We start from the raw sequence: 23,232 nt of genomic DNA, 5'->3' as shown, positions 1-23,232 counted from the left end.
AAATTTAGGCGAATTTGCAGTATAATGAAAACTTAAAAATAGATTAAGGATTAATTTTTGCAAAAAATAATGATTATTGGCCGTCCAAATGTTGGAAAAAGCTCACTTTTTAATCGTCTTGCAAGACAAAGGATTGCCATTACAAGCGATGTTAGTGGAACAACAAGAGATACAAATAAAACTGAGATTGAAATTTATGATAAAACTTGCTTTTTAATTGATAGTGGCGGACTTGATGAAAGCTCAGAACTTTTTAAAAACATAAGAGAAAAAACCTTAAAAGAAGCAAAAGAAGCTGATATAATTTTATTTATGGTAGATGGCAAAATGATGCCTCAAGATGAAGATAAAAAAATAGTCTATTCTCTTATGCGACTTGAAATTCCTATTTTTTTAATCATCAATAAAATCGATAGCAGAAATGATGAAAAAAGAAGTTTTGAGTTTAAAGAGTTTGGAATAAAGGATAGTTTTGCTATTTCAGTTAGTCACAATACAGGCATTGAAGAGCTAAAAGATGCTATTTATCCACTTTTAAAAGATAATTTAAAACCAGATGAAACAGAATTTTTGGAAGATTTTTTAGAAAATTTTGATGATGATGGTGAGTTTGTAGAAAGTGATAAAAATATAAAAGTTGGCATAATTGGTCGTGTAAATGTTGGTAAATCAAGCCTTTTGAATGCTTTGGTTAAAGATGAAAGAAGTGTTGTAAGCAGTGTTGCAGGAACTACGATAGATCCTGTTAATGAAACATTTGTTTATAATGATAAAACTATTGAGTTTGTTGATACTGCTGGCATTAGAAGACGTGGTAAAATTGAGGGAATTGAAAAATTTGCACTAAATAGAACTGAACAAATTCTAGAAAACTCAGATATTGCTTTATTGGTTTTAGATAGCAGTGAAGATTTAACAGAGCTTGATGAAAGAATAGCCGGACTCGCGGCTAAATTTGAACTTGGCGTAATAATTGTTTTAAATAAATGGGAAAACAAAGGAGAAAAAGACTTTGATCAAATTTCACTACTAATAAGAGATAAATTTAAATTTTTAAGTTATGCCCCAATTATTAGCGTTTCAGCACTGCAAGGAAAAAGAGTTCATAAAATTTATGATTTAATACTTGAAATTTATGCAAATTTTACAAAAAAACTTAAAACATCTCGCCTAAATGAAGTCATAAAAGAAGCTACTATAAACCACCCAATTCCACATGATAAAGGCAAAATTGTAAAAATTTACTACGCCGTTCAGTTTGGATTTAATCCACCAAAAATAGCACTTATAATGAACCGTCCACGCTCACTTCATTTTAGTTATAAAAGATATCTGATGAATAAAATTAGAGAAAATTTTGATTTAACCGGCGTTCCACTTGTATTAGTCCCAAGAAGCAAAAACAAAGATGAAAACGATGAAGAAAAAAAATAATATCGTTTTAATTGGCTTTATGGGTGTTGGCAAGGGAACTATCGCAAGAGCACTATATAAAGAAATTGGACTTTTTCCACTTGATTGCGATGATTTGATAGAGAGCGCATATAACTCAAAAATAAAAGAAATTTTTGCAAAACATGGCGAAGATGAGTTTAGAAAAATAGAAAAAAAACTGGCTAAATTTATAGAAAAAAATATCAATAATGCTATTGTCTCAACAGGTGGGGGATTTTACAAAGTGCCAAATTTAAAAAAACTTGGAACTATTATCTACCTAAAATCAGACTTTGATAGTATGATAAAACGGATTGAAACTTCACCAAACGCCGAAAAAAAACTAGCCAAAAGACCACTTCTTAAAGACCTAAATGAGGCAAAAAAGCTTTTTGATAAAAGAGAAGATGAGTATGAAAAAGTGGCGGATTTCATCGTCGATGTAAGTGATAAGACGCCAAAGCAAATTGTAAAAGAGATAAAAAAAATAATAAAAGGACCAAAAGATGGTAATAGCCTTAACAGGACATGTAAAAGTTAAAAAAGCACTCAATAAAACAACACATCCAAATATAGAAACAAATGAAGAGGCTTTTGAAGTTTTAGAAAAACTTATAATTGAAACAATTAATAATAATTTTCATGACAATGAAAATTTAGTTTTTGTATCCGGCATGGCAAAAGGTGCTGATGAAATTTTTGCACTAATAGCAATGAAAATGAAAAAGAAACTAATTCTTTGTATTCCAAATAAAATATCTTGGCACAAATCAAGAGGAGCTGATAGATACGATGAAATTTTAAACTACGAAAATGTTGAAATAAAAGAGATAAAAAAGGATTATAATGGTGGCAATTTTTATTATGGATACTTTGCAAGAAATCAGGCTATGGTCGATTTAATTGATGATGATGGGGCTTTACTTGCATTTCATCGATATGATTCAGGTGGAGTGGTAGATACGATAAGAAGAGCAAAAAAAGCAAATAAAAAAATTATAGAATTTTAATAAAGGATAAAATTTGATAACACTAACCGGACTTCAACCATCAGGAAAACTTCATCTAGGAAATTACTTTGCTAGCATTAAACCAATGGTTGAGAAGCAAAATTTAGGCGATAGCAAGATGTTTATGTTTATTGCAAATTACCACGCAATGACAAGTGTAAGTGATGCACACAAACTTAGCGATAATACCTTCGAAGCAGCGTGTGCTTTTTTAGCTCTTGGAATAGACCCTAAAAAAAGCATATTTTGGGTTCAAAGCGATGTAAAAGAAGTACTTGAACTCTACTGGATACTAAGCGCTTATACACCGATGGGACTGCTTGAACGTTCTCATGCATATAAAGATAAGATTGCAAAAGGTTTTGATACAAAACATGATCTCTTTAGCTATCCTGTTTTAATGGCGGCTGATATTTTACTCTACAACGCTGATTTTGTACCAGTGGGAAAAGATCAAATTCAGCATGTTGAAATAGCACGTGATATCGCACTTAAATTTAACAACGCTCACGGTGAAATTTTTACATTGCCACAAGCAAAAGTTGAAGAAAACTTAGCCACAGTTCCAGGGACTGATGGGGCCAAAATGAGTAAAAGCTATAAAAATACAATTGATATTTTTAGCGATGCCAAAACCTTAAAAAAGCAAATTTCAAGCATCGTAACCGATAGTACTGCCTTAGAAGAACCAAAAGAGTGGAGAGATTGCAATGTTTATAAAATTGCTGAGCTATTTTTAAATGAAGATGAAAAACTTGCCTTACAAAAAAGATATGAAAAAGGTGGCGAGGGATATGGGCACTTTAAAATGTATTTAAATGAAGTTATTTGGGACTATTTTAAAGATGCAAGAGAGAAATTTGACTATTTTATGAACCATAAAGATGAAGTTTTTGAAATTTTAGATGATGGAGCAAAAAAAGCAAAAGACATAGCAGTAGAAAAAATGCAAAAAATTAGAAAAATTTGTGGAATTTATAGATAAAACATTTATAAAAGTTTATTATAATTTTGGCTTTAACTTAAAATTTAGGAGAAATGATGGGAGTATATGAATACGCTAGGATTATTCATCTATCTTGTGCGATAATTTTCGTTGGATATCTATTTTTTGATGTTGTTGTCTTTAAAATGGCTTTAAAAAAAGTTGATAATCAAACTGGTGAAAAAATGAAAAAAGCTATCACTTCAAGTGGAGTGAAAATAATGCCATTTTGTGTTTTACTGTTACTTTTAACTGGTGGACTTATGATGACAAGATGGGTTGGAAGCAATGCTGGTGGATACTTTAACTCAAATTTGCAGATATTTTTTATGATAAAAGTGCTTTTAGCATTTGTTATTTTTATCGCAGTTGCTACAAATTTAAGCTGTAAATTCATCTTTAAACGCCCTAGTCCACTTGGAGATATACATCCTTTAGCACTTATTTTATCGGCATTTATTGTTTTTTTAGCTGTATATTTTCAATATGCAGGATAAAAAAATTGATAAGTTTTAAATTTAGATGCGAGTTTTATTAATTTTAATTCTCGTCACAGTTATATTTAGTCTTTTTTTGTTTTATTTTGTGTCTTTTAGGAAAGTAAAAGGCACAAAGTTAATTTTTTATCCAATAAAAATTTTTTCTTACTCACTTTCACTTTTTATTTTTATACTTTTTACCTATGCTATTTATGATACAATCACTGAACCTCCTAGAATTTATCATGATAAATATATAAAATTAATTTTATAAACACAAAAAATACAAATTTTATGGTGCAATACTTAGAAATTTAGACTCAAAACATGGAAGAATTTACTCATACGAGGACGAAATACAAATAAAATGTCTAGATAAAAATGATCCAAAATTCGAAAATGGATTTTTAAAACTAACGCTCGAAAAAGAAGAAGACAAAAGATTTATTAAAGTTATTATACTCATAGGGGTAATGTTTTTCCCAATTTCACTTTTAGCGAATAAAGAAATAACTATTTATAATGGTAAAATTACGAAAAGCGTGGAGTTTGGATTTTACAAAAAAATTACACTATGAATTTAAAAGATATAACCATAAAAAAAGTAAAATCATGGTATGAGTTAATAGACAACTCAAATAACATGAAAATAACTATTTCAGTACCATATTCTAAAAAAGATTTAGATAAAATAGTTGGAATTATTCAAAGATTTCAAAATATTAAAAAATAAAATAAATCTCCAATTTTAGCCTATTTAAATCAAAATTTCGATAAAATAGCGATTTTATGGAGAATAACTATGATAAATTTAAAACTAATAGAAACAAATTTTGATGAGTTTAATAAAAAACTCATCGCAAAAAAAGTAAGTAAAGAGGCATTAAAAGAGCTTTTAGCTGTTTATAACGACTTAAAAGCAAAAAAACTTGAGTTGGAAAATCTTCAAGCACTTCAAAACACAAAAAGTAAAGAAGTTGGCATAAAAGCAAGAAATGGTGAAGATATAACTGAACTTAAAAGTGAGCTTGAAGAAAATAAACAAAATATTCAAAAATTGCAAGAGATAGTAAATTTTATTCAAGAAAATCTAGATCAAAAAGCATCTCACATCCCAAACATAATAGATGATGATGTGCCTTTTGGAGAAGATGAAAACGAAAATGTTGAACTTAAAAAAGTTTTAGAAGTTCCTAATTTTACTTTTACTCCAAAACCTCATTATGAGCTTGGAGAAAAACTTGGTTGGCTTGATTTTGAACGTGGCGTAAAGCTTAGCGGAAGCCGCTTTACCGCCATTAAAGGTTATGGTGCAAGGTTAAATAGAGCTTTGATTAACTATATGATTGACTTTAACCAATCTCGTGGTTTTGAGCTTGTGAATGTCCCATTTGTTGTAAAGCCTGAAATTCTTTATGGCACAGGGCAGCTTCCAAAGTTTGAAGAAGATCTCTATAAAATAAACGAAGATGAACTTTATCTTATACCAACAAGTGAAGTTCCAGTCACAAATTTATATAACGACGAGATAATAAATGCAGATATTTTGCCAATCAAAATGACTTGCTATAGCCACTGCTTTAGGCGTGAAGCAGGAAGTGCTGGACGAGATACTAGGGGAATGATAAGACAACATCAATTTGAAAAAGTTGAGCTTGTTTCTATAGCTAAAGCTGATGAGAGCGATAAAGTATTTGAAGAGATGGTAAGCTGTGCAAGCGATCTTTTAGCTAGTCTTGGACTACCTCATCGTCATATGCTACTTTGTAGTGGTGATCTTGGTTTTAGCGCGGCAAAGACAATTGACCTAGAAGTTTGGCTACCATCTCAAAATTGCTATCGTGAAATTAGCTCTATTTCAAATTGTCGTGATTTTCAAGCTCGTCGTGCTAAAATTCGCTACAAAGATGGCAAAAAAAATGTTTTAGCGCATACTCTAAATGGCTCATCACTAGCAGTTGGTAGAACCTTAATTGCAATAATGGAAAATTATCAGCAAAATGATGGTTCTATAAAAATACCAGAAGTTTTGGAAAAATATATATAAGAACCAAATTAATAAAGTTTTATCGATAAATTTACGCCTTTTATAGGCGTAAATTTATTTAATTCTTGCATAAATAGAAGCTAGTATTCCACCTGAAATATTGTGCCATACACTAAACAGTGCTCCAGGAACTGCAGCAAGTGGTTGAGTTGCAAAATGAGTTAAAGCTAAAGATGTTGCTAGACCTGAGTTTTGCATACCTACTTCAACAGATAAAGCTTTTACCTTTGCCATATCTTTTGTAACTGATTTGCCAACTAAAAAGCCAAACAGATACCCAAACAAATTATGACAAACAATTATTAAAACTATAATTCCTAAATTTGCTATTATTTTTTCAGCGCTTACACTAACTACAGCTATAACAATTGCCACTATTCCAAGAGTTGAGATCATAGGTAAAACATCTTTTAAAAGTCCAGCTATTTTTGGTAAAAATCTGTGTGCTAAAATTCCAAGCACAATAGGTACAATCACAACCTTAACAACACTTAAAAACATAGCTATTACATTTACATCTATACTTTGACCAATTAATAATTTTGTTAAAATAGGCGTCATAAAAGGAGCCAATAGTGTCGTGCAACTTGTAATTCCAACAGATAGAGCCACATCACCTTTACTTAAGTATGTAATAACATTTGAACTTGTTCCGCCAGGACAGGTTCCAACAAGAACAACACCAATTGCAAGACCAAGTGGAAGATTAAAACCTTTTACCAAAATATAGGCAATTAATGGCATTATTATAAACTGTGCGCCAATACCAATTAAAACAAATTTTGGCCTTATAAAAAGCTCTTTAAAATCACTTGCTTTTACATTAAGCCCCATACCAAACATTATAATGCCTAAAATATAAACTACCCATGATGTTTTAACTAAATTTGATCCAACTTGTGGATAATACAATGAAAATAGTGTAGCAAGTACAACTAAAATAACCAGTTGTTTTGAAATTAACAAACTTATATTTTTTAACATTCTTTACCTTTATTAAAAATTTTTCCTTTAAACATTTAATACTTTAAAATCTATAATGTTAGAGATTTTAATTATTTTTTTAAATTCAAATAGCTATTTAGTGCAGAAACATAAGCTTTTGCACTAGCAAGCATAGTATCAACATCAAGCCCACTTCCCAAAACAACCATTTTGTCTTCAAACTGAACTTTTACAGTTACTTTCGCCATAGCATCTTTTCCACTGCTTACTGCTTTTACTTGATAGTCTTTTAAAATACCATTGATATTTGAAATTCTATCAACTGCTTTAAAAATAGAATCCACAGAGCCATTTCCAAGAGCTGAATCGCTTATTATTCTATCTTTATGTCTTATTGTAATGCTTGCACTTGAGTGTCCTTTGTTACATGAATTAGAACTTAATGTTATAACTTCAAAAATTTCAGGTATTTTTATCATCTCATCAGTTACTAAAGCCCTTAAGTCATCATCAAAAATATCTTTTTTTTGATCAGCTAAAATTTTAAATCTCTCAAACGCTGCATTTAACTCGTTATCACTTAAATCAAATCCAAGAGTTTCAAGCTTACTTTTTACAGCGTGTCTTCCTGAGTGTTTTCCAAGCACTATGTTGTCATTTTCAAGACCAATGTCGCTTGCTTTTATAATTTCATAGGTTTCAGGATGCTTTAAAACACCATCTTGATGAATTCCACTTTCATGTAAAAATGCATTTTTACCGACAATTGATTTATTTGCTTGTGGCTCCATTCCAGTTATTGATGAAACTAAACGACTAGTTTTATAAATTTCTTTGCAAACTATGTCTGTATAAAGTTCACTAAACTCATCTTTTCTTGTTTTTATGGCCATTACTATTTCTTCAAGTGCAGCATTTCCAGCTCTTTCACCAATTCCATTAATTGTACACTCTACTTGTCTAGCTCCAGCCATTATTCCGAATAGGCTATTTGCAGTAGCAAGTCCTAAGTCGTTATGATTATGAACCGAAATAATAGCTTTATTTCCAACATAATCACTCATTGTTTTGATAAAATTATAAATTTCATTTGGAAGTCTATATCCAACAGTATCTGGCAAATTTATAGTAGTTGCACCTGCTTCAATAGCTGCATCAACAATCTCTTTTAAAAAACTTACTTCACTTCTTCCTGCATCTTCACAACTAAATTCTACGTCGTCTGTGAAAGTTTTAGCATACTTTACAGCATTCTGTGCGATTTTTATAACTTCTTTTGGTGTTTTTTTAAGTTTAAACTCCATATGAATTGGACTTGTGGCAACAAATGTATGGATTCTTTTATTTTTAGCCGAATTTATCGCCATACCTGCTGCTTTTATATCTTTCTCGACAGCTCTTGCCAAAGAACAAACATTTATATTATTAACTGATTGAGCAATTTTTTCTATTGCTTCATAATCGCCTGGACTTGCAGCAGCAAAACCTGCTTCAATAACATCTACGCCTAATTTCTCAAGCTGTAATGCTAATCTTAACTTCTCTTCAGTATTCATAGAAGCCCCTGGGCTTTGCTCGCCATCTCTTAGTGTAGTATCAAATATAATTATTTTATTATCCATTTTTCATCCTTTTTTTAGTTATTATGGTATTAGAGAGCTAAAAAATTAGCAACAAAATTAAATTGTAAAAATATATAAAAAGTTTTAAATAAGAATAAGAAGCAGTAGTGTATTAAAATCAGTATGAAATGTTTGAAATTTTTTGAATGTATTTTGTTTAAAATTCATCCTTGCTCCTTTTTTAAATGAAATTTGTTGATTATACTGCATTTAGTTCTTTTTTGCAAGGATTTTATAAAAATAAATTTTACCGAGAATTTCTCGGTAAAATTTAGTGGCTTTGTTTTTCTTTAGCCTCTTTTATATCTTTTAGCTCATCATCTTCATCAACTTCTGAAAGCCTTGATACAAGATTATTTTCTTCTTCGAATTTAGAGATTATTTCTCTAACTTTAGCGCCCTCAATTGTTTCTGACTTATAAAGCTCGGCTACCATATTTTCAATCGCACCAGAATAAATCTCCATAGTTTTTACAACCTCATCAAATCTTTTTGAAAGCATTTCTTTTATACTTTCATCAAGCTTTTGAGCTGTTTTTTCACTATAATCTTTTACGCTTTGTCCACCAAGGAAAGTGTTTCTTTGTTTTTCTAAAACCATAAGCCCTGCAACTTCACTCATTCCATACATTGAAACCATGGCTTTTAAAATATCAGTTGCTCTTTCAAGATCATTACTTGCACCAGTTGAAATCTCTTTTATAAATACTTTTTCAGCAGCTCGCCCGCCCAAAAGAACATCAACTTCTGCAATTAGTTCATGATATTGCATAAGAAATTTATTTTCTTCAGGTGTATTTAAAGTATATCCTAAAGCCGAAAGCCCTCTTGGAATAATTGAAACTTTTGTAACTTTTTTAGCCCCTTTTGTAACCTCTGCAATCAAGGCATGTCCGCATTCGTGATAAGCAACGATTCTCTTTTCTTTTGGATTAACTCGGCGTGATTTTTTTTCTAGTCCTGCTATACTTCTTTCAACTGCCTCAACTAAATCATCTTGCTCAACGGCTCTTTTAGACTCACGTCCAGCTAAAAGAGCAGCTTCATTTACAATATTTTCCAAATCAGCTCCAGCAAGTCCTGTTGTAAGTCTAGCAATCTCTTCGATATCAATATCATCAGCAAATTTTACATCTTTCATATGAATTTTTAAAATATCCATTCTACCTTTGAAATCTGGTCTATCAACTAAAACTTGCCTGTCAAATCTACCAGGTCTTAAAAGTGCTGGATCTAAAATCTCAGGTCTATTTGTTGCAGCCATTACAATAACAGGAGATTTGTCAGCATCAAATCCATCCATTTCAGATAAAAGTTGATTTAAAGTCTGTTCCCTTTCATCATTTCCCCCCATTGGAGCACTTGATCTACTTTTTCCAATGGCATCAATTTCATCTATAAAGACAATAGAAGGTGCCTCTTTTTTAGCATTTTCAAATAAATCTCTTACCCTACTTGCTCCAACTCCAACAAACATTTCTATAAAGCTTGATGCTGAAATACTAAAAAATGGCACATCGGCCTCCCCTGCAACAGCTCTAGCTAAAAGTGTTTTACCAGTTCCTGGAGGTCCTACAAGTAAAATTCCTTTTGGAATTTTTGCTCCAAGGCGCAAGTATTTATCAGGACTTTTTAAATAATCAACAATTTCTTGAACTTCTTCTTTTGCCTCTTCAACGCCTGCAACATCATCAAATTTTACCTTTGGTTTTTCAGAATTAACAAGCTTTTTACTACTTCCAATTCCTAAAATTCCACCACCTACATTTTTTTGCATTCTACTTACCAAAAACATCCAAATTCCAAAGAAAATAAAAATCGGTATAACCCAAGTAAATAAAATATCAGTTAAAACATTTGATTCATTAAAAGCTCCATAAGGAATTTCATTTTCATCAAGCGTAGTCGTAAGATTTGGATCTTGCACTTTTTTAGCAGTATAAAGTACATTTCCACCATCTGCTTTTATAGTGCTTTGACCAATATAAACTTTTGAAATTTGCTTATTGACTATTAAGCTTTTAAGTTCAGAATATGGAATATTTTTCGTTGTTTTTGAGCCGTCCATACCAATGTCTGGCGACATAGATCTAAATACCGCTATAATCAAAACTGCAAAAATTAAAAACACAATTATAGGATTTTGATTAAAAAAATTGCTATTTTTATTGTTTTGATCATTTTGGTTACTATTTTTTAAGTTATTATTCAAATTTAATCCTTTTAAATTTATTTTTTAAATACAAAACTTACCCAATCATTTTTTTGCAAACTCTCAACTAACTCGAGCTGACAAAATTCTTTTTTAATTTTATCAAAATATTTTTCTAAAATTCCTGATAAAATCAAAACTCCACCTTTGTTTAAAGATTTTATAAGATCATTTTTTAACACTATAATAACATCAGCAATGATATTTGCTACAACAATATCATATGTTTTATCTGTGTTTGTAACGCTTCCTGTATAAATTTCAAACAATTCTACACCATTTTTCAAAGCATTTTCTTTAGTTGCCAAAACTGCCTGAAGATCAGTATCACAAGCACTTACTTCAATTCCTAATTTTGACAAAGCTATACTTAAAATCCCACTTCCACATCCAACGTCTAAAGCCGATTTATAGCCATTTTTATATTTTTGAATAAGGCTTAAACACATATTTGTGCTTTCATGATGACCAGAGCCAAAAGCAAGTGCTGGATCAACCATTAAATTTAATTTGTTGTCTTTTGGTTTTTCCCAACTTGGATGAATATAAATTTCACCGACTTCAATTGGCTGAACACCTTTTTTATACTCATCTATCCAATCAATATTTTTTTTCTTTTCATCTTTTAATTCTAAATCTATTTCTACATTTAGAGCTTTTTCAAGGCTTTTTCTATACTCTAAAAAGGCAAATTTTAAAGTGTCTATAGAGCTTTGATTTTCATCACGAATTATGAAAAAATCATCTTTAAACTCAACTGCATCAACACCCATTTCGAAAGCAAAATTTTTAAAAAATTCTAATGCATTGCTTCTAACAACAAGTTCAAAGTAAAATTCTTTCATTTTTTACCTCATTTTGTGAAATTTGATATTTATTCGAAAATTATCATTTTACAAAAAAATAGTTCAAATTTAGCTTAGTTTAAAAGCTTTTTCTAAATTTATTTTACCTTCGTAATATGCTTTTCCGACAATTACTCCATAAATTTCATCTATTTGTTTTGCTTTTACAATATCATCAATGCTAGAAACTCCGCCACTTGCAATAGTCTTTTTTCCACTTTTTAAGGCTATTTCTTTAGTAAAGTCAAAATTCATACCACCAAGCATTCCATCTTTGTTTATATCAGTACAAATTATAGCATCAACTTCACTATCTTTATAAATAGCTGCTAAATCAAAAGCTAAAACTTTGCTTTGTTTTGCCCAACCATGTGCTGCTACAAACCCATTTTTTGCATCTATTCCAACTGCAATTTTGTAAATTTTAGCTAATTGTTTTGTAAGTTCTGGATCATTTAAGGCAGTTGAACCCAATATAAATCTATCAACTCCTAAATTCTCATAGAATTTAATTGCTTTTTCATCTCTTATGCCACCGCCTACTTGTATTTTTAAATTTGTTGATTTTACTATTTCTTCAATGACTTTATAATTTATACTTCTTCCTGCAAAAGCTCCATCTAAATCAACTATATGAAGCCATTTTGCACCAAAATCTTCAAATTTTTTGGCCTCATCACTTGGATTTTTAGAGTAAATTTTTGCACTATTCATATCACCCTTGCTAAGTCTTACTGCATAGCCTTCTTTTAAATCAATTGCTGGAAAAATCTCCATCTTATCTCCTTTTATTGTTTGTTGTTATTTTTGAAAAATAGCTTTTTTAGTTATGTAGATATATAATCCTAAAGAAGCTACTAAAAATGCGATTGCCACTATCAAACATATTGGATAAATAATTTCTTTTGGTGAGGTCATGGCAAATTTAAATACAAGCATCAAAGCTTCAATTGCAAGAGCTATAATAATTGATGATAAAAACTTTATCATAGTTTTTGAATTTGTGCTATTTTTTTCATGTCTTCCTAAAATTTCTTCCTCAAAATATGCTTTTATAAGGTCCAATATAGCTAAAGAAAGAGTTAACAAAATCGTTGATTCAAATATTTTTGATGTATCGTTTAAGCTAAAATTTGTAACAATTATACTTTTTACACCAAAATAAAATAAAATTCCCGCTACACAAAAAAGTGTCATACTTATAATAAAGTATGAAAGTCTTGAAATCTTACCAAAAACACTATCAACAGAACTTGGATTTATGAGTTTTAAAATATCTTCAAGCAAAATATCACAACAAACAACGTATAAAAGCTCCTTATTTTGCGAATAAATAGGAACTGCCATAGTAACTTTAAGCTTGCTATCAAAAGTGCCAGGATATGGCTCACAAAGATAAGCTCTTTTTTCTTTTACAGCTTTTTTATAATATGACTTAGTGCTTTTATCTTCACCTTTAAAAGTGTTTTTTACACCCTTAGCAGAAAAAACTAAATTATCACTTATTTGATGACCATTTTTATCTAAAATATAAAAAGTATCATATCCCATAAGTTCATCTGAGATATCTTTACAACTTTTTAGGATTTTTTCTTCATCTATATCTTCACTAAAATTTGGTAAATTTTGACTGAAAATATAACTAAGATAAGCTTTTATTTTAGACTTTGTTAGTTTAAATTCTTCAATTTCTCTAATTATCAAATACTAATCCTTTTTATTAAGTGCGTGAGAAAATTCAGGAACTATTTCGCAAAGTTTAGACTCTATATCTTTTTCATCCAAATTTAAAAGTTCATTAATTTGCAAATTCAATAAATTTAGGTCATATTTTTGAGAATTTGTTACAAAAATAGATTCGAATTTGGTCTGCTTGTCATTTTCATCAATTAAAAGTTCTTCATAGAGTTTTTCACCAGGTCTAAGACCTGTAAATACAACCTTTAGATCAGTTCTGTTTGCAAGTTCAAGCATCTTTTTAGCAAGATCAGCTATTTTAACCTGTTTTCCCATATCTAAAACAAAAAGCTCACCACCTTTTGCAATACTTGCGGCTTGAAGCACAAGCTGACAAGCCTCGCTTACAAGCATAAAATATCTTACTATATCAGGATGGGTTACAGTTAAATTCTCACCATTTTTAATTTGCTCTTTAAATTTTGGTATCACACTTCCACTGCTTCCCAAAACATTACCAAATCTTACTGCAACAAATTCTGTTTTTGAATTTTGATTTAGCGCATAAAGCTCACAAATTCGCTTTGTTGTACCCATTATACTTGTTGGACGAACGGCTTTATCTGTTGAAATTAAAACAAATCGCTTGACATTATATTTATTACTTAAATCTATCATATTTTTTGTACCAAGAATATTGTTTTTAACGGCTGATTTTATGTTAAACTCACAAAGAGGCACATGCTTATAGGCTGCTGCATGAATAACAATATCAATATCAAACTCTTTAAAAACTTCGTCTTCAATATCTTTTAAATTAATAACACTTAAAAGCTTTAAAACATTTTTCTTATTGCTTTTGGTGATTTCATTTATTTTATAAAGGTTAAATTCACTGTGATCAAGCATAATAAGACGCTTTACGCCAAATTTTAAACACTGTTTGCAAATTTCACTACCAATTGTTCCACCAGCTCCTGTTACCAAAACTACCTTTTCAAACATAAAATCTTTTACAATATCATCATTTAAATCTTTTGGTTTTCTAGCAAGCAGATCCTCAATAGAAATATCTCTAATGCTCTCTTTTTCAAGCAATGAAAAAACTTTAACATCTCTTATGCCAAAATCTATAAGTTCATTATGAAGCTTATTAAGCTCATCTTGTTCAAGTCTTAAAGCAATAATTGCGGTTTTTATATTTTGTTTTTTAATGTCATCTTTAAGTTTTGATTTATCCCTCACACTAAAGCTTTCAAAAGATGTACCAACAAGCTCTTTTCTCTCATCATAAACACCAACTGCGTAATAATTTATGTATCCTTCTTTTATCCCTTGTATAATGTGAACTGCTTTTTTTGTAGCACCAATCACAACACAAGGTTCGTTTTGGTGAGATTTTTTAGAACTATCCAAAAGCATTCTTTTTATAATTCTAAATCCGCTTATTAAAATATATGATATCGCTGCATCAATTATGATGACACTTCTTGGAAAAGGATTAAAGACATCATCAAGCAATAAAAATAGAATCAAAAATGATAAAGCGGCCAAAAGATGAGCTAAGAATATTTTTTTAGCTTCATAGAGTCCAAAAAAACGCCATGGAACAAGATAAATTTTAAAACTCCATAGATAAAATATCTTAAAAATAGCCAAGAAAAGGCAGCTTAATAAAAGTCCTTTTTGAAAAACTTCAGGCATATCTCCACTAAAACGAAGATAAAATGCCCAAATAGTTGAAAAAACTGAGATAAAGAAATCGGCTACTAAGAAAAACAAAAATCTTTTTAACTTAGTTGGTTTAAAAAAATTAGTCATTTTTTATAACGCTTTTTACAATTTCGCAAATTTTATCTATTGTATTGTCGCTCATATTGGTTCCACTTGGAAGACAGATTCCTCTTTCAAAGAGATCTTCACTACTACCATCAATAACACTTAAAGCCCCTTGAAATATAGGTTGCAAGTGCATAGGTTTCCATAAAGGTCTGCTCTCAATATCAAATTTATTTAGTTTATCTATAACTTTTAGATGGCTATTTTTTTCTTTAAAAACTAAGGTTGTAAGCCATCTATTGCCTTTGGAATTTGGAATTTCTGGCATAAATTCAATGTCTAGATTTGATAAATTATGCTTATATTTTTCAAAAATTTCTCTTTTTTTATCTACCCTTTTTTCTAAAACCTCCATTTGCCCAACACCAATAGCTCCTAAAACATTGCTTAAGCGATAATTATATCCATAAGTTTTGTGCTCATAGTGTAAAAATGGCTCTCTTGCTTGAGTGCTTAAAAATCTAGCATTTTTAACTAAATTTTCATCATTTGAAACAAGCATGCCACCACCACCGCAAGTTATTATTTTATTTCCATTAAAACTATAAACTCCAACATTTCCAAGCGTTCCAAGAGCTTTATTTTTATATGTTCCACCAAGTGCCTCAGCAGCATCTTCAATAACTTTAATCTTATTTTCAAAACAAATTTCTAAAATTTCATCCATTTTGGCAGCTTGACCATAAAGATGGGTTACTATTAAAGCAACAGGCTTTTTAGGAGCTTTTTTAATAGCTTTTTTTAAAAGCTCTGGACTTAGATTCCAACTTTCATCACTATCGATAAGCAAAGGTTTGCATCTTTCATAAAATATTGGATTTAAAGACGCCATAAAAGTAAAAGTTGATCCAAGTACCAAATCACCATCTTTTATACCAAGGCTTTTTAATGCTAGATGAAGTCCTGCAGTGCCGGAACTTAATGCAAGTGCTGATTTTATACCTGCAAAATTGCAAATACTTTTTTCAAATTTATCAACAAATTCTCCAAGTGGAGCAATATAATTGCTTTTAAAAACTTCTTCTACATATTTCTGCTCATCTTTACCCATATTAGGCGGGCTTAAAAATACTCTTGCCATAAATTGTCCTTAAAATAAAATTGTTATTTTACTTCAAAAATATTAAGCTTTTCTTATAAATTCAGTTTTTAAAATAACAGTTCCAAGCTTATCAAGCTTGCACTCAACTTCATTTTCATTTTTTGTTAAACGAATTTTTGCTTTAGTGCCTTGCTTAACACTATTTTTAGAACCTTTTAGTTTTAAATCCTTAATAACAACTATATTATCCCCACTTTGAAGCTCAACTCCATTTACATCAACAACTGCCATTTTTTCTCCTTTGTTATTTATTTATATTATTCTTTACATTCTTTTAATGTAAAATTTTCAATCTCTACAATATAGCCAAAAAATCTATAATCTTTATAATTTTCTTCAAAACGATTTGTATTAATACAACATTTTACAAGCCTATTACCATTGTCATCCTTGTAAAGCTTGTTTATACTTTTTACAATTCCAATTAGGCTGTATGGACTAATTGCTCTACAATGCCCATCGTAATATAACTCTATGTTAAACTTATCTATTTTTAACTCGATATCTAAATCTACACTCCAGTCAATCTTATCCCTAACACTAAAAGATTTTCCACAGCAATCAAACTCCCAAGACTCATAATAGATAAAAATACTTTCTTTATCCAAAAGGCTTTTTAGTTTCAAATTTTTTATTACTTTTGCTGGAACTCCAACAGCAACACTATTTGATGGGATATTATTTATTACAACTGCACCTGCGCCTACTACTGAATTTTTACCAATTTTAATATTTTGAATTACAGAACTTCCAAGGCCTAAATGACAAAATTCTCCAACCGTTACGCCACCAGCCAATGCTGAATTTGGACTAATGTGTGCAAATTTTTTAATCACGCATTCATGCTCTATAACAGCAGCTGAATTTATAATGACTCCATCTTCGATTATTGCATCTGGATTTATTATAGCCCCAGCCATTACAACTACGCCTTGGTTTATAACAGCACTTTTTGAAATAACTGCTTTTGGGTGAATTAAACTAACTACATTAAAGCCTAAATTAAGTACTTTTTCTTGTAATTTTGCTCTAATTTTGTTATCTCCAACTGCGATTATGATATCAAATTTGGCTAAATTTTTACTAAATTTAAGCCCTTTTTTATCATCTAAAAAAATTATATTTTCATATCCGTTTAATCTAGCAATTTCGCCTACAACTTTTCCATGACCACCGCTTCCATAGATATAAATACTTTTAGTTTGAACCATTAAATTCCTCCGCAGTAGCCATACCTTTTTTCGAAATACCCTCTTTTTTTATAACTTTTTTTATAGTTAAAAACAGTATTTTTAGATCAAGCAAAAAGTTTAAATTTGATGCATAAAAACTATCGTAACGAAATTTGTTTTTCCAAGAAATTTCATTTCTGCCATTAACTTGCGCTAAGCCAGTAATTCCTGGGCGAACGCTGTGACGAAGCCTTTGTTTTGGAGAATAAAGAGTTAAATATTTTTCAAGCAAAGGCCTTGGACCTATGAAACTCATATCTCCTTTTAAGACATTAAAAAGCTGAGGAAGCTCATCAAGACTGGTCGAGCGTATTTTAGCTCCAAATTTACCAAGCCTAAGTTCATCACTAAGCAAATTGCCATTTTTATCTTTCTCATCACTCATCGTTTTAAATTTGTAAATTTTAAAAAGTTTTTCATTAAACCCTGGGCGAATTTGCTTAAAAATTGGCTCTTTTGAGATTTTATTTTTGATTAAAAAATATAAGATTATCATAATAGGCAAAGTTATAATTATTAAAATTAAACTTCCTAAAATATCTAATAATCTTTTTAAAAATCTTCTATACATCAATAAATTTCCTATAAATTTCTAAATATTTCTTAACAATAATCTTTTCATCGTATTTTTGTAAAACTTCATCTCGTGCGTTTTTACCAAATTCATATGCCATTTTTTCATCATTTGCCAAAATTTCAATTTTTTTGGCTAAATCACTAGAGTTTTTTGGCTCGCATAAAAGACCATTAAAGCCATCTTTTATAGCTTCATTACATCCGGCTACATTGCTTACAACACATGGTTTTTGCATACTCATAGCTTCTAAAACAGTTCTTGGAAAACCCTCCTTGTAACTTGGCAAAACAAACATATAAGCTCCTTTTAAAAGCTGGGCAATCTCATCACTCCATTTTATCCAACTTACATTTTTATTTTCCAAAAAGCTCTTATCAGCACTGCTTTTATTCCCCTCGTAAGTATCTCCCACAAAGACAAATTTAAGATCGCATCTATTATTTAAAAGTTGTGCTGCTTCATAAAATTCTCTTATACCTTTATGCCACAAAGCTCGCCCTATCATTAAAACTATTTTTTTATCGCTTTTATAATCATAAGCTTTTACTTTTTGTGGATTAAATTTTAAAGAATCAATTCCAACGCTTTTTACTATGAAAGTTTTTTGTTTTGAAATTAAATTTTTATCTAAAAAGTAGTTTGGATCAGCTTCATTTACAAATATACATGCATTACTCAAATTTAAACTTTTTTTATAAAGCCTTTCCATAACAAAACGCACAAAGCGTGATTTTAAATCATTATCAACATAAAAGCTTCCAAGTCCTTCAATTAAATTTATAATAACTCTAATCCCAGCTTTTTTTGCCGCATAAGTTCCAAAAACATTTGATTTATGAGCTGAAGTTTGAAGCATATCTAAATTTAAGTTTTTTAAAATTTGTGCTAAATCTCGTGAGTTTTTTGCTATTTTAAATGGATTTAAGCTAGCCTTATCAATTTCATAATTTATAGCCTTAAACTCTGATTTTATAACTTCATCCATAATTCCTTTTGGATAAATAGCATAAACTTCATGCCCAAGATCTTTTAAGGCTCTCATTATCGGAGCACGAAATAAAGCTATGCTTAAATCAGAATGAGATAAAAAACCAATTTTCACTAATTTTCCTTAAATTTTTAATTTATAAACTTTTGAAAGTGGTGTTAAAATAACTGGTTCAAAAAGCTTTTCATCATAATTTTCTAAATAAAAGAGCTGAACATAGCTTGATTTTAATGCTTCATCATCTAATATTATAAAAGTTCCATCATTTTTTACTAAAATTAAGCTTAAAAATCCATCTTTATTTAAGTGAGTAACATTTTTGCTAAATTTGCCATTTTTGTTTTCAACTTCATAAAAAGTTTTTATATTAAAGCTTTGATCTGCTAATTTTAGAGTTTTTAAATCAGGTGATAAAACAACACCATTATTTAATAAAATTCCATCTGCAGAGCCTGAAACAGCGTAAGAGGTATTAAAAAATGGCTTGTTTTTACTCTTGCCAGTTTTTAAATCCAAATTTGAAAATAAAATCACAGTATCAAAAATATTTGACATTCTTTTTGGCAAATAATAATAAACATCCCTTGTTTTTTTAGGCAAAGTAAAATCCCTAAAACTAAGACTTAAAAGCAAGTCATCAACGTCTTTAAAGTTGTAATCTTTTAAAATTTGATCTAGTATGTTTGGGAATTTTTCTTTATATTGTTTTTCTGTGTATTCTACAATAAGTCTTGCCATATTTGCAGAACTTATCTCATCTTTAAAAAGGGCAAAGCTTACTGGAAAATTTTGATTTCCAAGATGTTTTCCACCATCAATTAGAGTTTTAACATCACTATAATAGCGAATCGGGTAACCATAATCCCACCAAGCAAGTGCATAATCCTCTCTATTGGCAATATTTTTAAGATTGTTTAAAACTTCAACCTCTGGAGCGAAAAACACTGTTGGACTTTTATACTCTTTAATGTGTAAGATTGCAGGAATAGAGCAAAGAATTGCCAAAATAAATGAGATTATAATATTTAAACCATCTTTAAAATTGAAACTTTTTACAATAAAATAAAGAAAATACCCAAGACCAAGTCCCATAATAGGCACTGCGTAAATAGTAAATCTAAGACCAGCTTTTAAGGCTAAAAAACCAAGTCCCAAAATTGGAAGTGAGAGTAAAAATGCTCTATTTTTAAAGCATAATAAAACATAACCTAAAACTGATAAGAAAAACAGTGCTGCTTCTGAACTAATCCTATCCATAAAATAATCATAATCAATCATGCCTGATTCTTGAATGGTTTGATTGACATTAAAAAATATATAATTTGTAGTTTTTATCTCTGATAAATCTCTTAAAATATAAAACTGAAGATTAAAAAATACAGAGTTTAATCCTCCCAAAATAGCAAATATTACAAAAACTACTCCGCCAATAACGGCTGATTTTTTAAAACTAAGTCCTTTTTTAAATATAAAATAAAGTGCTAAAATGGCTATAAATTTTATAAAAATAGTTATATTTATAAGTGAGACTAAATATAAAATAAGATTTTGATAATTTGCTAAAACCTTTCTTTGAAAAACTAATGTATAAAGAAAAAATGTCCCAAATAAAGCCAAATTTAGAGTAAAAGATGATGGATACCACCAAAGACTAATTAACACAAACAAAGGAGCTATTATACAAGGTTTTTCTTTTAATGATGCTCTTATAAGTCCCCAAAGTACAAAGCAAGGAAGAACGATATTTAGCATATCAGTATCATAATATCCTGCCATGGTGCGGTTATAATATGAGTTTGCAATAACGCTTGTAAAAGAAGCAATTATTCCTGCGGGGATTGCTTTAAACTCTTTTGATATAAGAATTAGTGGAATTACTAAAAGCGAGCTTAAAAACACACTCATATATAAAATCACACTTTCAAACTCAAATGGTAAAATTTTTGCCACAAAAGCTGTAAATTTTGACATCGAGTGATCTACGTAACTTAAATCATTCGGCTGATGAAAACCTGCTATTATATCTCTTGCTCCTTCTGCAAAAGCATATCCATCGTTGGTATTTATCATAACAATATCACCAAATTTCATCTCGCTAAACTCACCAGCCCACCAAATCCAATAAAGCCTACAAACAACACCAAATAAAAAAGCTATTATTATAAAAGTACTGATCCAAGTTTTATTATTAAAGTTAAATTTCGTCATTTATTTCCTTGATTTTTTATGAAATTTCCAAATTCTAGCACAAATTTTATAACCAAAACAAAAATAAAGCAAAAAGTAAATTTTATGAGTAAATTTTACATTTTTATTAAATAAAGTTTCTATGAAATCTTTAAATTTAAGAGGTTTTTTATATGGTTTATAATCATCACCAAAACGAACTGCTGCTGCTAAATTTACTAAATTTTCATAAAAATTTATAGCGCGTAAAGTTTTTTTATAATTTATAAAATTAGATTTTAAATCATTTAAAGCCTTAAACATGAAAAGATTTTTTTGGCTAAAAACATTAGTTCTTGAGATAGAATCACTTCTTAAAAGATAAAAATAATCTTTTTTATCACAAAATACTACTTTATTTGCATTTTTAAAAACATATGGAATAATTGCTAAATCTTCTGAGATTTCGCCCTTTGGAAAGCGCAAGCCATTAAAAAGCTCTTTTTTAAAAAGCTTTCTAGTCGCACCAATATCATAAAGCTTACTATAAAAAATTTGTGATAAAAACTCATCTTTTTCATGAGTTAAAACACTGTCATTTTCATCTATTTTTGCTGAAATTCCATCCTCATTATTTTCAAAAACATATTTAAAGCTTGTAATTGATATATCAGAGTTGGTTTTTAAAGACAAGTTTAATAAATTCTCTATATAGTAAGGGCTTACAAAATCATCACTATCAACAAAACTTACCCATTTTCCACTCATTGCATCAAGTCCTGCATTTCTTGCATCACTAAGTCCGCCATTTGTTTTATGAATAACTTTTATGCGGTTATCTTTTTGGGCAAATTCATCACAAATTTTACCTGAGTTATCACTACTTCCATCATCAACTAAGATAATTTCTAAATTTTTATAAGTTTGATTTATAATACTTTGAACACATTTTTTAAGATATTTTTCTACATTATAAACTGGAACGATAACTGAAATTAAGTAAATCATTTAAAACTTTCATAAATTTTTTCTAATTTTTTAGCTTCTTTTTTTATATCAAATCCTTTTTCTTCTAAAATTTTTAAACTATTTTTTTCTCTAAGAAAGTTGGAATTTAAAATTTCATTTACCCATAAATCAATATTTTTAATGGTTAAAAAACTACAATTATCTATAAATTTAATCTCTTTTGAAACCCTATCTGAAACTAAGCATTTCAATCCATTAGCTTGAGCTTCTACCAACACTATAGGAAAACCTTCAAATAGGCTTGGCAAAATAAAAATGTCAAATAAACTATAAATTTTATTTGCATTATCAACGTTTCCTAGAAAAATAATATTATCACAAACACCGATATCATTAGAATAGTTTTTAATCTCGTCAAAAAGCTCACCATCTCCTACTAACAAAAGATAAAAGCTAGGATCTTTTTCTAAAACCTTTTTAAATACATCGATTATAAATTTATGATTTTTCTCTTTTGAAAATCTACCAATATGTCCTATAATTTTTTTATCAAAAAGATTGTTTTTTTCAAAAAAATGCTTTTTAAAATTCTCATCAAAAGCAAAATCATTTAAATTTATAGCATTATTAATTATTGTAAATTTTTTATTTTTAAAAGCATATTTTCCAGTATTTTTACCACATGCAAAGTATGTATTAGCAAAACTACAAACTAAAAATCTTCTTATTCTATGCTTAAAATCTACTTTAGTCTGATAGGCATGAGAATGAGCTATTATGTTTTTTATACCAACAAGTTTGGCTATAAAATATGGAAGTGGGGATAAATAACTACAATGAAAAATACTATTTTTATTTTCTTTTAAAATTTTAAAAACAGTTTTTATATAAGATAATTTATCTTTATAATAATCAGGTGTTAATACTAGCTTTGCATTTAAATATTTAATCTTATCGTATGGTATTTGCGCAGAGCTTTTACTGGTTACAAATATAAAATTAAACTTATTTTTATCTAGGTTTTCACAATAGCTTAATATTATTTTCTCTACTCCTCCACCGTTCATAAGGCCTATAAAAAATATTATTGTAGTTTTTTCCAT

At 29.4% G+C, this 23,232-nt stretch carries 22 protein-coding genes and 1 pseudogene; 7 read left to right on the top strand and 16 right to left on the bottom strand.

All coding sequences use genetic code 11. The annotated features are described in order from the left end of the window. Window positions 1–57 precede the first annotated feature (57 nt). From der to serS, 7 genes are all read left to right on the top strand, one after another. Window positions 58–1,434: a ribosome biogenesis GTPase Der gene (gene der / locus O6B72_RS05920; protein WP_269492538.1), complete on the top strand. Its 1,377-nt coding sequence runs from the start codon at window positions 58–60 to the stop codon at window positions 1,432–1,434. Beyond that, window positions 1,409–1,975 (top strand): shikimate kinase, encoded by a 567-nt coding sequence (locus O6B72_RS05915; protein WP_101637027.1) that lies wholly within the window; start codon window positions 1,409–1,411, stop codon window positions 1,973–1,975. Before der ends, O6B72_RS05915 begins: the two co-directional genes overlap by 26 nt. Further along, window positions 1,941–2,444, top strand: a complete 504-nt coding sequence (locus O6B72_RS05910) for a hypothetical protein (protein WP_018712811.1) — start codon at window positions 1,941–1,943, stop codon at window positions 2,442–2,444. Before O6B72_RS05915 ends, O6B72_RS05910 begins: the two co-directional genes overlap by 35 nt. Window positions 2,445–2,457: 13 nt before the next feature. Continuing rightward, window positions 2,458–3,429 (top strand): tryptophan--tRNA ligase, encoded by a 972-nt coding sequence (trpS, locus tag O6B72_RS05905; protein WP_258298768.1) that lies wholly within the window; start codon window positions 2,458–2,460, stop codon window positions 3,427–3,429. Between the two features lie 53 nt (window positions 3,430–3,482). Then, window positions 3,483–3,926 (top strand): copper resistance protein CopD, encoded by a 444-nt coding sequence (locus O6B72_RS05900; protein WP_332112746.1) that lies wholly within the window; start codon window positions 3,483–3,485, stop codon window positions 3,924–3,926. Window positions 3,927–4,482: 556 nt separating this feature from the next. Further along, entirely contained in the window at window positions 4,483–4,641 is a 159-nt protein-coding gene (locus O6B72_RS05895) for a hypothetical protein (RefSeq protein WP_258298766.1), read from the top strand. Window positions 4,642–4,710: 69 nt separating this feature from the next. After that, the gene (gene serS, locus O6B72_RS05890; protein ID WP_101637030.1) at window positions 4,711–5,955 is read left to right on the top strand and encodes a serine--tRNA ligase; all 1,245 of its coding nucleotides are present in this window, start codon (window positions 4,711–4,713) and stop codon (window positions 5,953–5,955) included. A 54-nt stretch (window positions 5,956–6,009) separates the two neighbouring features. On the opposite strand, the gene O6B72_RS05885 is transcribed toward serS, so the two are convergent. The 16 genes and pseudogenes from O6B72_RS05885 to O6B72_RS05815 all read right to left on the bottom strand — a co-directional run bounded on the left by O6B72_RS05885 (window position 6,010) and on the right by O6B72_RS05815 (window position 23,232). Beyond that, window positions 6,010–6,939: a bile acid:sodium symporter family protein gene (locus O6B72_RS05885; RefSeq protein ID WP_269492536.1), complete on the bottom strand. Its 930-nt coding sequence runs from the start codon at window positions 6,937–6,939 to the stop codon at window positions 6,010–6,012. A gap of 71 nt (window positions 6,940–7,010) precedes the next feature. Then, window positions 7,011–8,522 carry a 2-isopropylmalate synthase gene (locus O6B72_RS05880; RefSeq protein WP_269492535.1) on the bottom strand — a complete coding sequence of 504 codons (1,512 nt, stop codon included), beginning with the start codon at window positions 8,520–8,522 and terminating at the stop codon, window positions 7,011–7,013. A gap of 271 nt (window positions 8,523–8,793) precedes the next feature. Continuing rightward, window positions 8,794–10,734 (bottom strand): ATP-dependent zinc metalloprotease FtsH, encoded by a 1,941-nt coding sequence (ftsH, locus tag O6B72_RS05875; RefSeq protein ID WP_050335567.1) that lies wholly within the window; start codon window positions 10,732–10,734, stop codon window positions 8,794–8,796. Between the two features lie 17 nt (window positions 10,735–10,751). After that, window positions 10,752–11,579: a 50S ribosomal protein L11 methyltransferase gene (locus tag O6B72_RS05870; RefSeq protein ID WP_258298761.1), complete on the bottom strand. Its 828-nt coding sequence runs from the start codon at window positions 11,577–11,579 to the stop codon at window positions 10,752–10,754. 69 nt (window positions 11,580–11,648) lie between these two features. Continuing rightward, window positions 11,649–12,356 (bottom strand): 1-(5-phosphoribosyl)-5-[(5-phosphoribosylamino)methylideneamino]imidazole-4-carboxamide isomerase, encoded by a 708-nt coding sequence (hisA, locus tag O6B72_RS05865; protein ID WP_258298760.1) that lies wholly within the window; start codon window positions 12,354–12,356, stop codon window positions 11,649–11,651. A 24-nt stretch (window positions 12,357–12,380) separates the two neighbouring features. Beyond that, window positions 12,381–13,283, bottom strand: a complete 903-nt coding sequence (locus O6B72_RS05860; RefSeq protein ID WP_269492534.1) for a PDC sensor domain-containing protein — start codon at window positions 13,281–13,283, stop codon at window positions 12,381–12,383. A 3-nt stretch (window positions 13,284–13,286) separates the two neighbouring features. Continuing rightward, on the bottom strand, window positions 13,287–15,077 hold the full coding sequence (gene pglF / locus O6B72_RS05855; RefSeq protein ID WP_269492533.1) for a UDP-N-acetylglucosamine 4,6-dehydratase (configuration-retaining): 1,791 nt from the start codon (window positions 15,075–15,077) through the stop codon (window positions 13,287–13,289). Then, on the bottom strand, window positions 15,070–16,176 hold the full coding sequence (gene pglE / locus O6B72_RS05850; RefSeq protein ID WP_269492531.1) for a UDP-N-acetylbacillosamine transaminase: 1,107 nt from the start codon (window positions 16,174–16,176) through the stop codon (window positions 15,070–15,072). The genes pglF and pglE overlap by 8 nt, the downstream gene beginning before the upstream one ends. A 42-nt stretch (window positions 16,177–16,218) precedes the next feature. Further along, window positions 16,219–16,428, bottom strand: a complete 210-nt coding sequence (locus O6B72_RS05845) for an alkylphosphonate utilization protein (protein ID WP_024962270.1) — start codon at window positions 16,426–16,428, stop codon at window positions 16,219–16,221. A gap of 26 nt (window positions 16,429–16,454) precedes the next feature. Continuing rightward, the gene (locus O6B72_RS09520; protein WP_332112747.1) at window positions 16,455–16,805 is read right to left on the bottom strand and encodes a DUF6578 domain-containing protein; all 351 of its coding nucleotides are present in this window, start codon (window positions 16,803–16,805) and stop codon (window positions 16,455–16,457) included. Between the two features lie 21 nt (window positions 16,806–16,826). Beyond that, window positions 16,827–17,408 (bottom strand): annotated as a pseudogene (locus O6B72_RS05840) (acetyltransferase); the annotation flags it as partial. Beyond that, window positions 17,395–18,000, bottom strand: a complete 606-nt coding sequence (pglC, locus tag O6B72_RS05835; protein WP_269492530.1) for an undecaprenyl phosphate N,N'-diacetylbacillosamine 1-phosphate transferase — start codon at window positions 17,998–18,000, stop codon at window positions 17,395–17,397. The gene pglC and the pseudogene O6B72_RS05840, both read right to left, overlap by 14 nt. Continuing rightward, a complete protein-coding gene (locus O6B72_RS05830) occupies window positions 17,993–19,108 on the bottom strand; it encodes a glycosyltransferase family 4 protein (RefSeq protein WP_156846930.1) in 1,116 nt (371 codons plus the stop codon). Before O6B72_RS05830 ends, pglC begins: the two co-directional genes overlap by 8 nt. A gap of 9 nt (window positions 19,109–19,117) precedes the next feature. Next, window positions 19,118–21,202 carry an STT3 domain-containing protein gene (locus tag O6B72_RS05825; RefSeq protein WP_269492529.1) on the bottom strand — a complete coding sequence of 695 codons (2,085 nt, stop codon included), beginning with the start codon at window positions 21,200–21,202 and terminating at the stop codon, window positions 19,118–19,120. Next, window positions 21,203–22,168 carry a glycosyltransferase family 2 protein gene (locus O6B72_RS05820; RefSeq protein WP_156846932.1) on the bottom strand — a complete coding sequence of 322 codons (966 nt, stop codon included), beginning with the start codon at window positions 22,166–22,168 and terminating at the stop codon, window positions 21,203–21,205. Then, window positions 22,165–23,232, bottom strand: a complete 1,068-nt coding sequence (locus O6B72_RS05815; protein WP_269492527.1) for a glycosyltransferase — start codon at window positions 23,230–23,232, stop codon at window positions 22,165–22,167. Before O6B72_RS05815 ends, O6B72_RS05820 begins: the two co-directional genes overlap by 4 nt.

Origin of the sequence: Campylobacter ureolyticus (genome assembly GCF_027277485.1) — a bacterium.
In the GTDB taxonomy this organism is placed as follows: Bacteria; Campylobacterota; Campylobacteria; order Campylobacterales; family Campylobacteraceae; genus Campylobacter_B; species Campylobacter_B ureolyticus_B.
The sequence above is the reverse complement of the archived record's forward strand: the minus strand, read 5'-3'. Positions and strand labels throughout refer to the sequence as shown.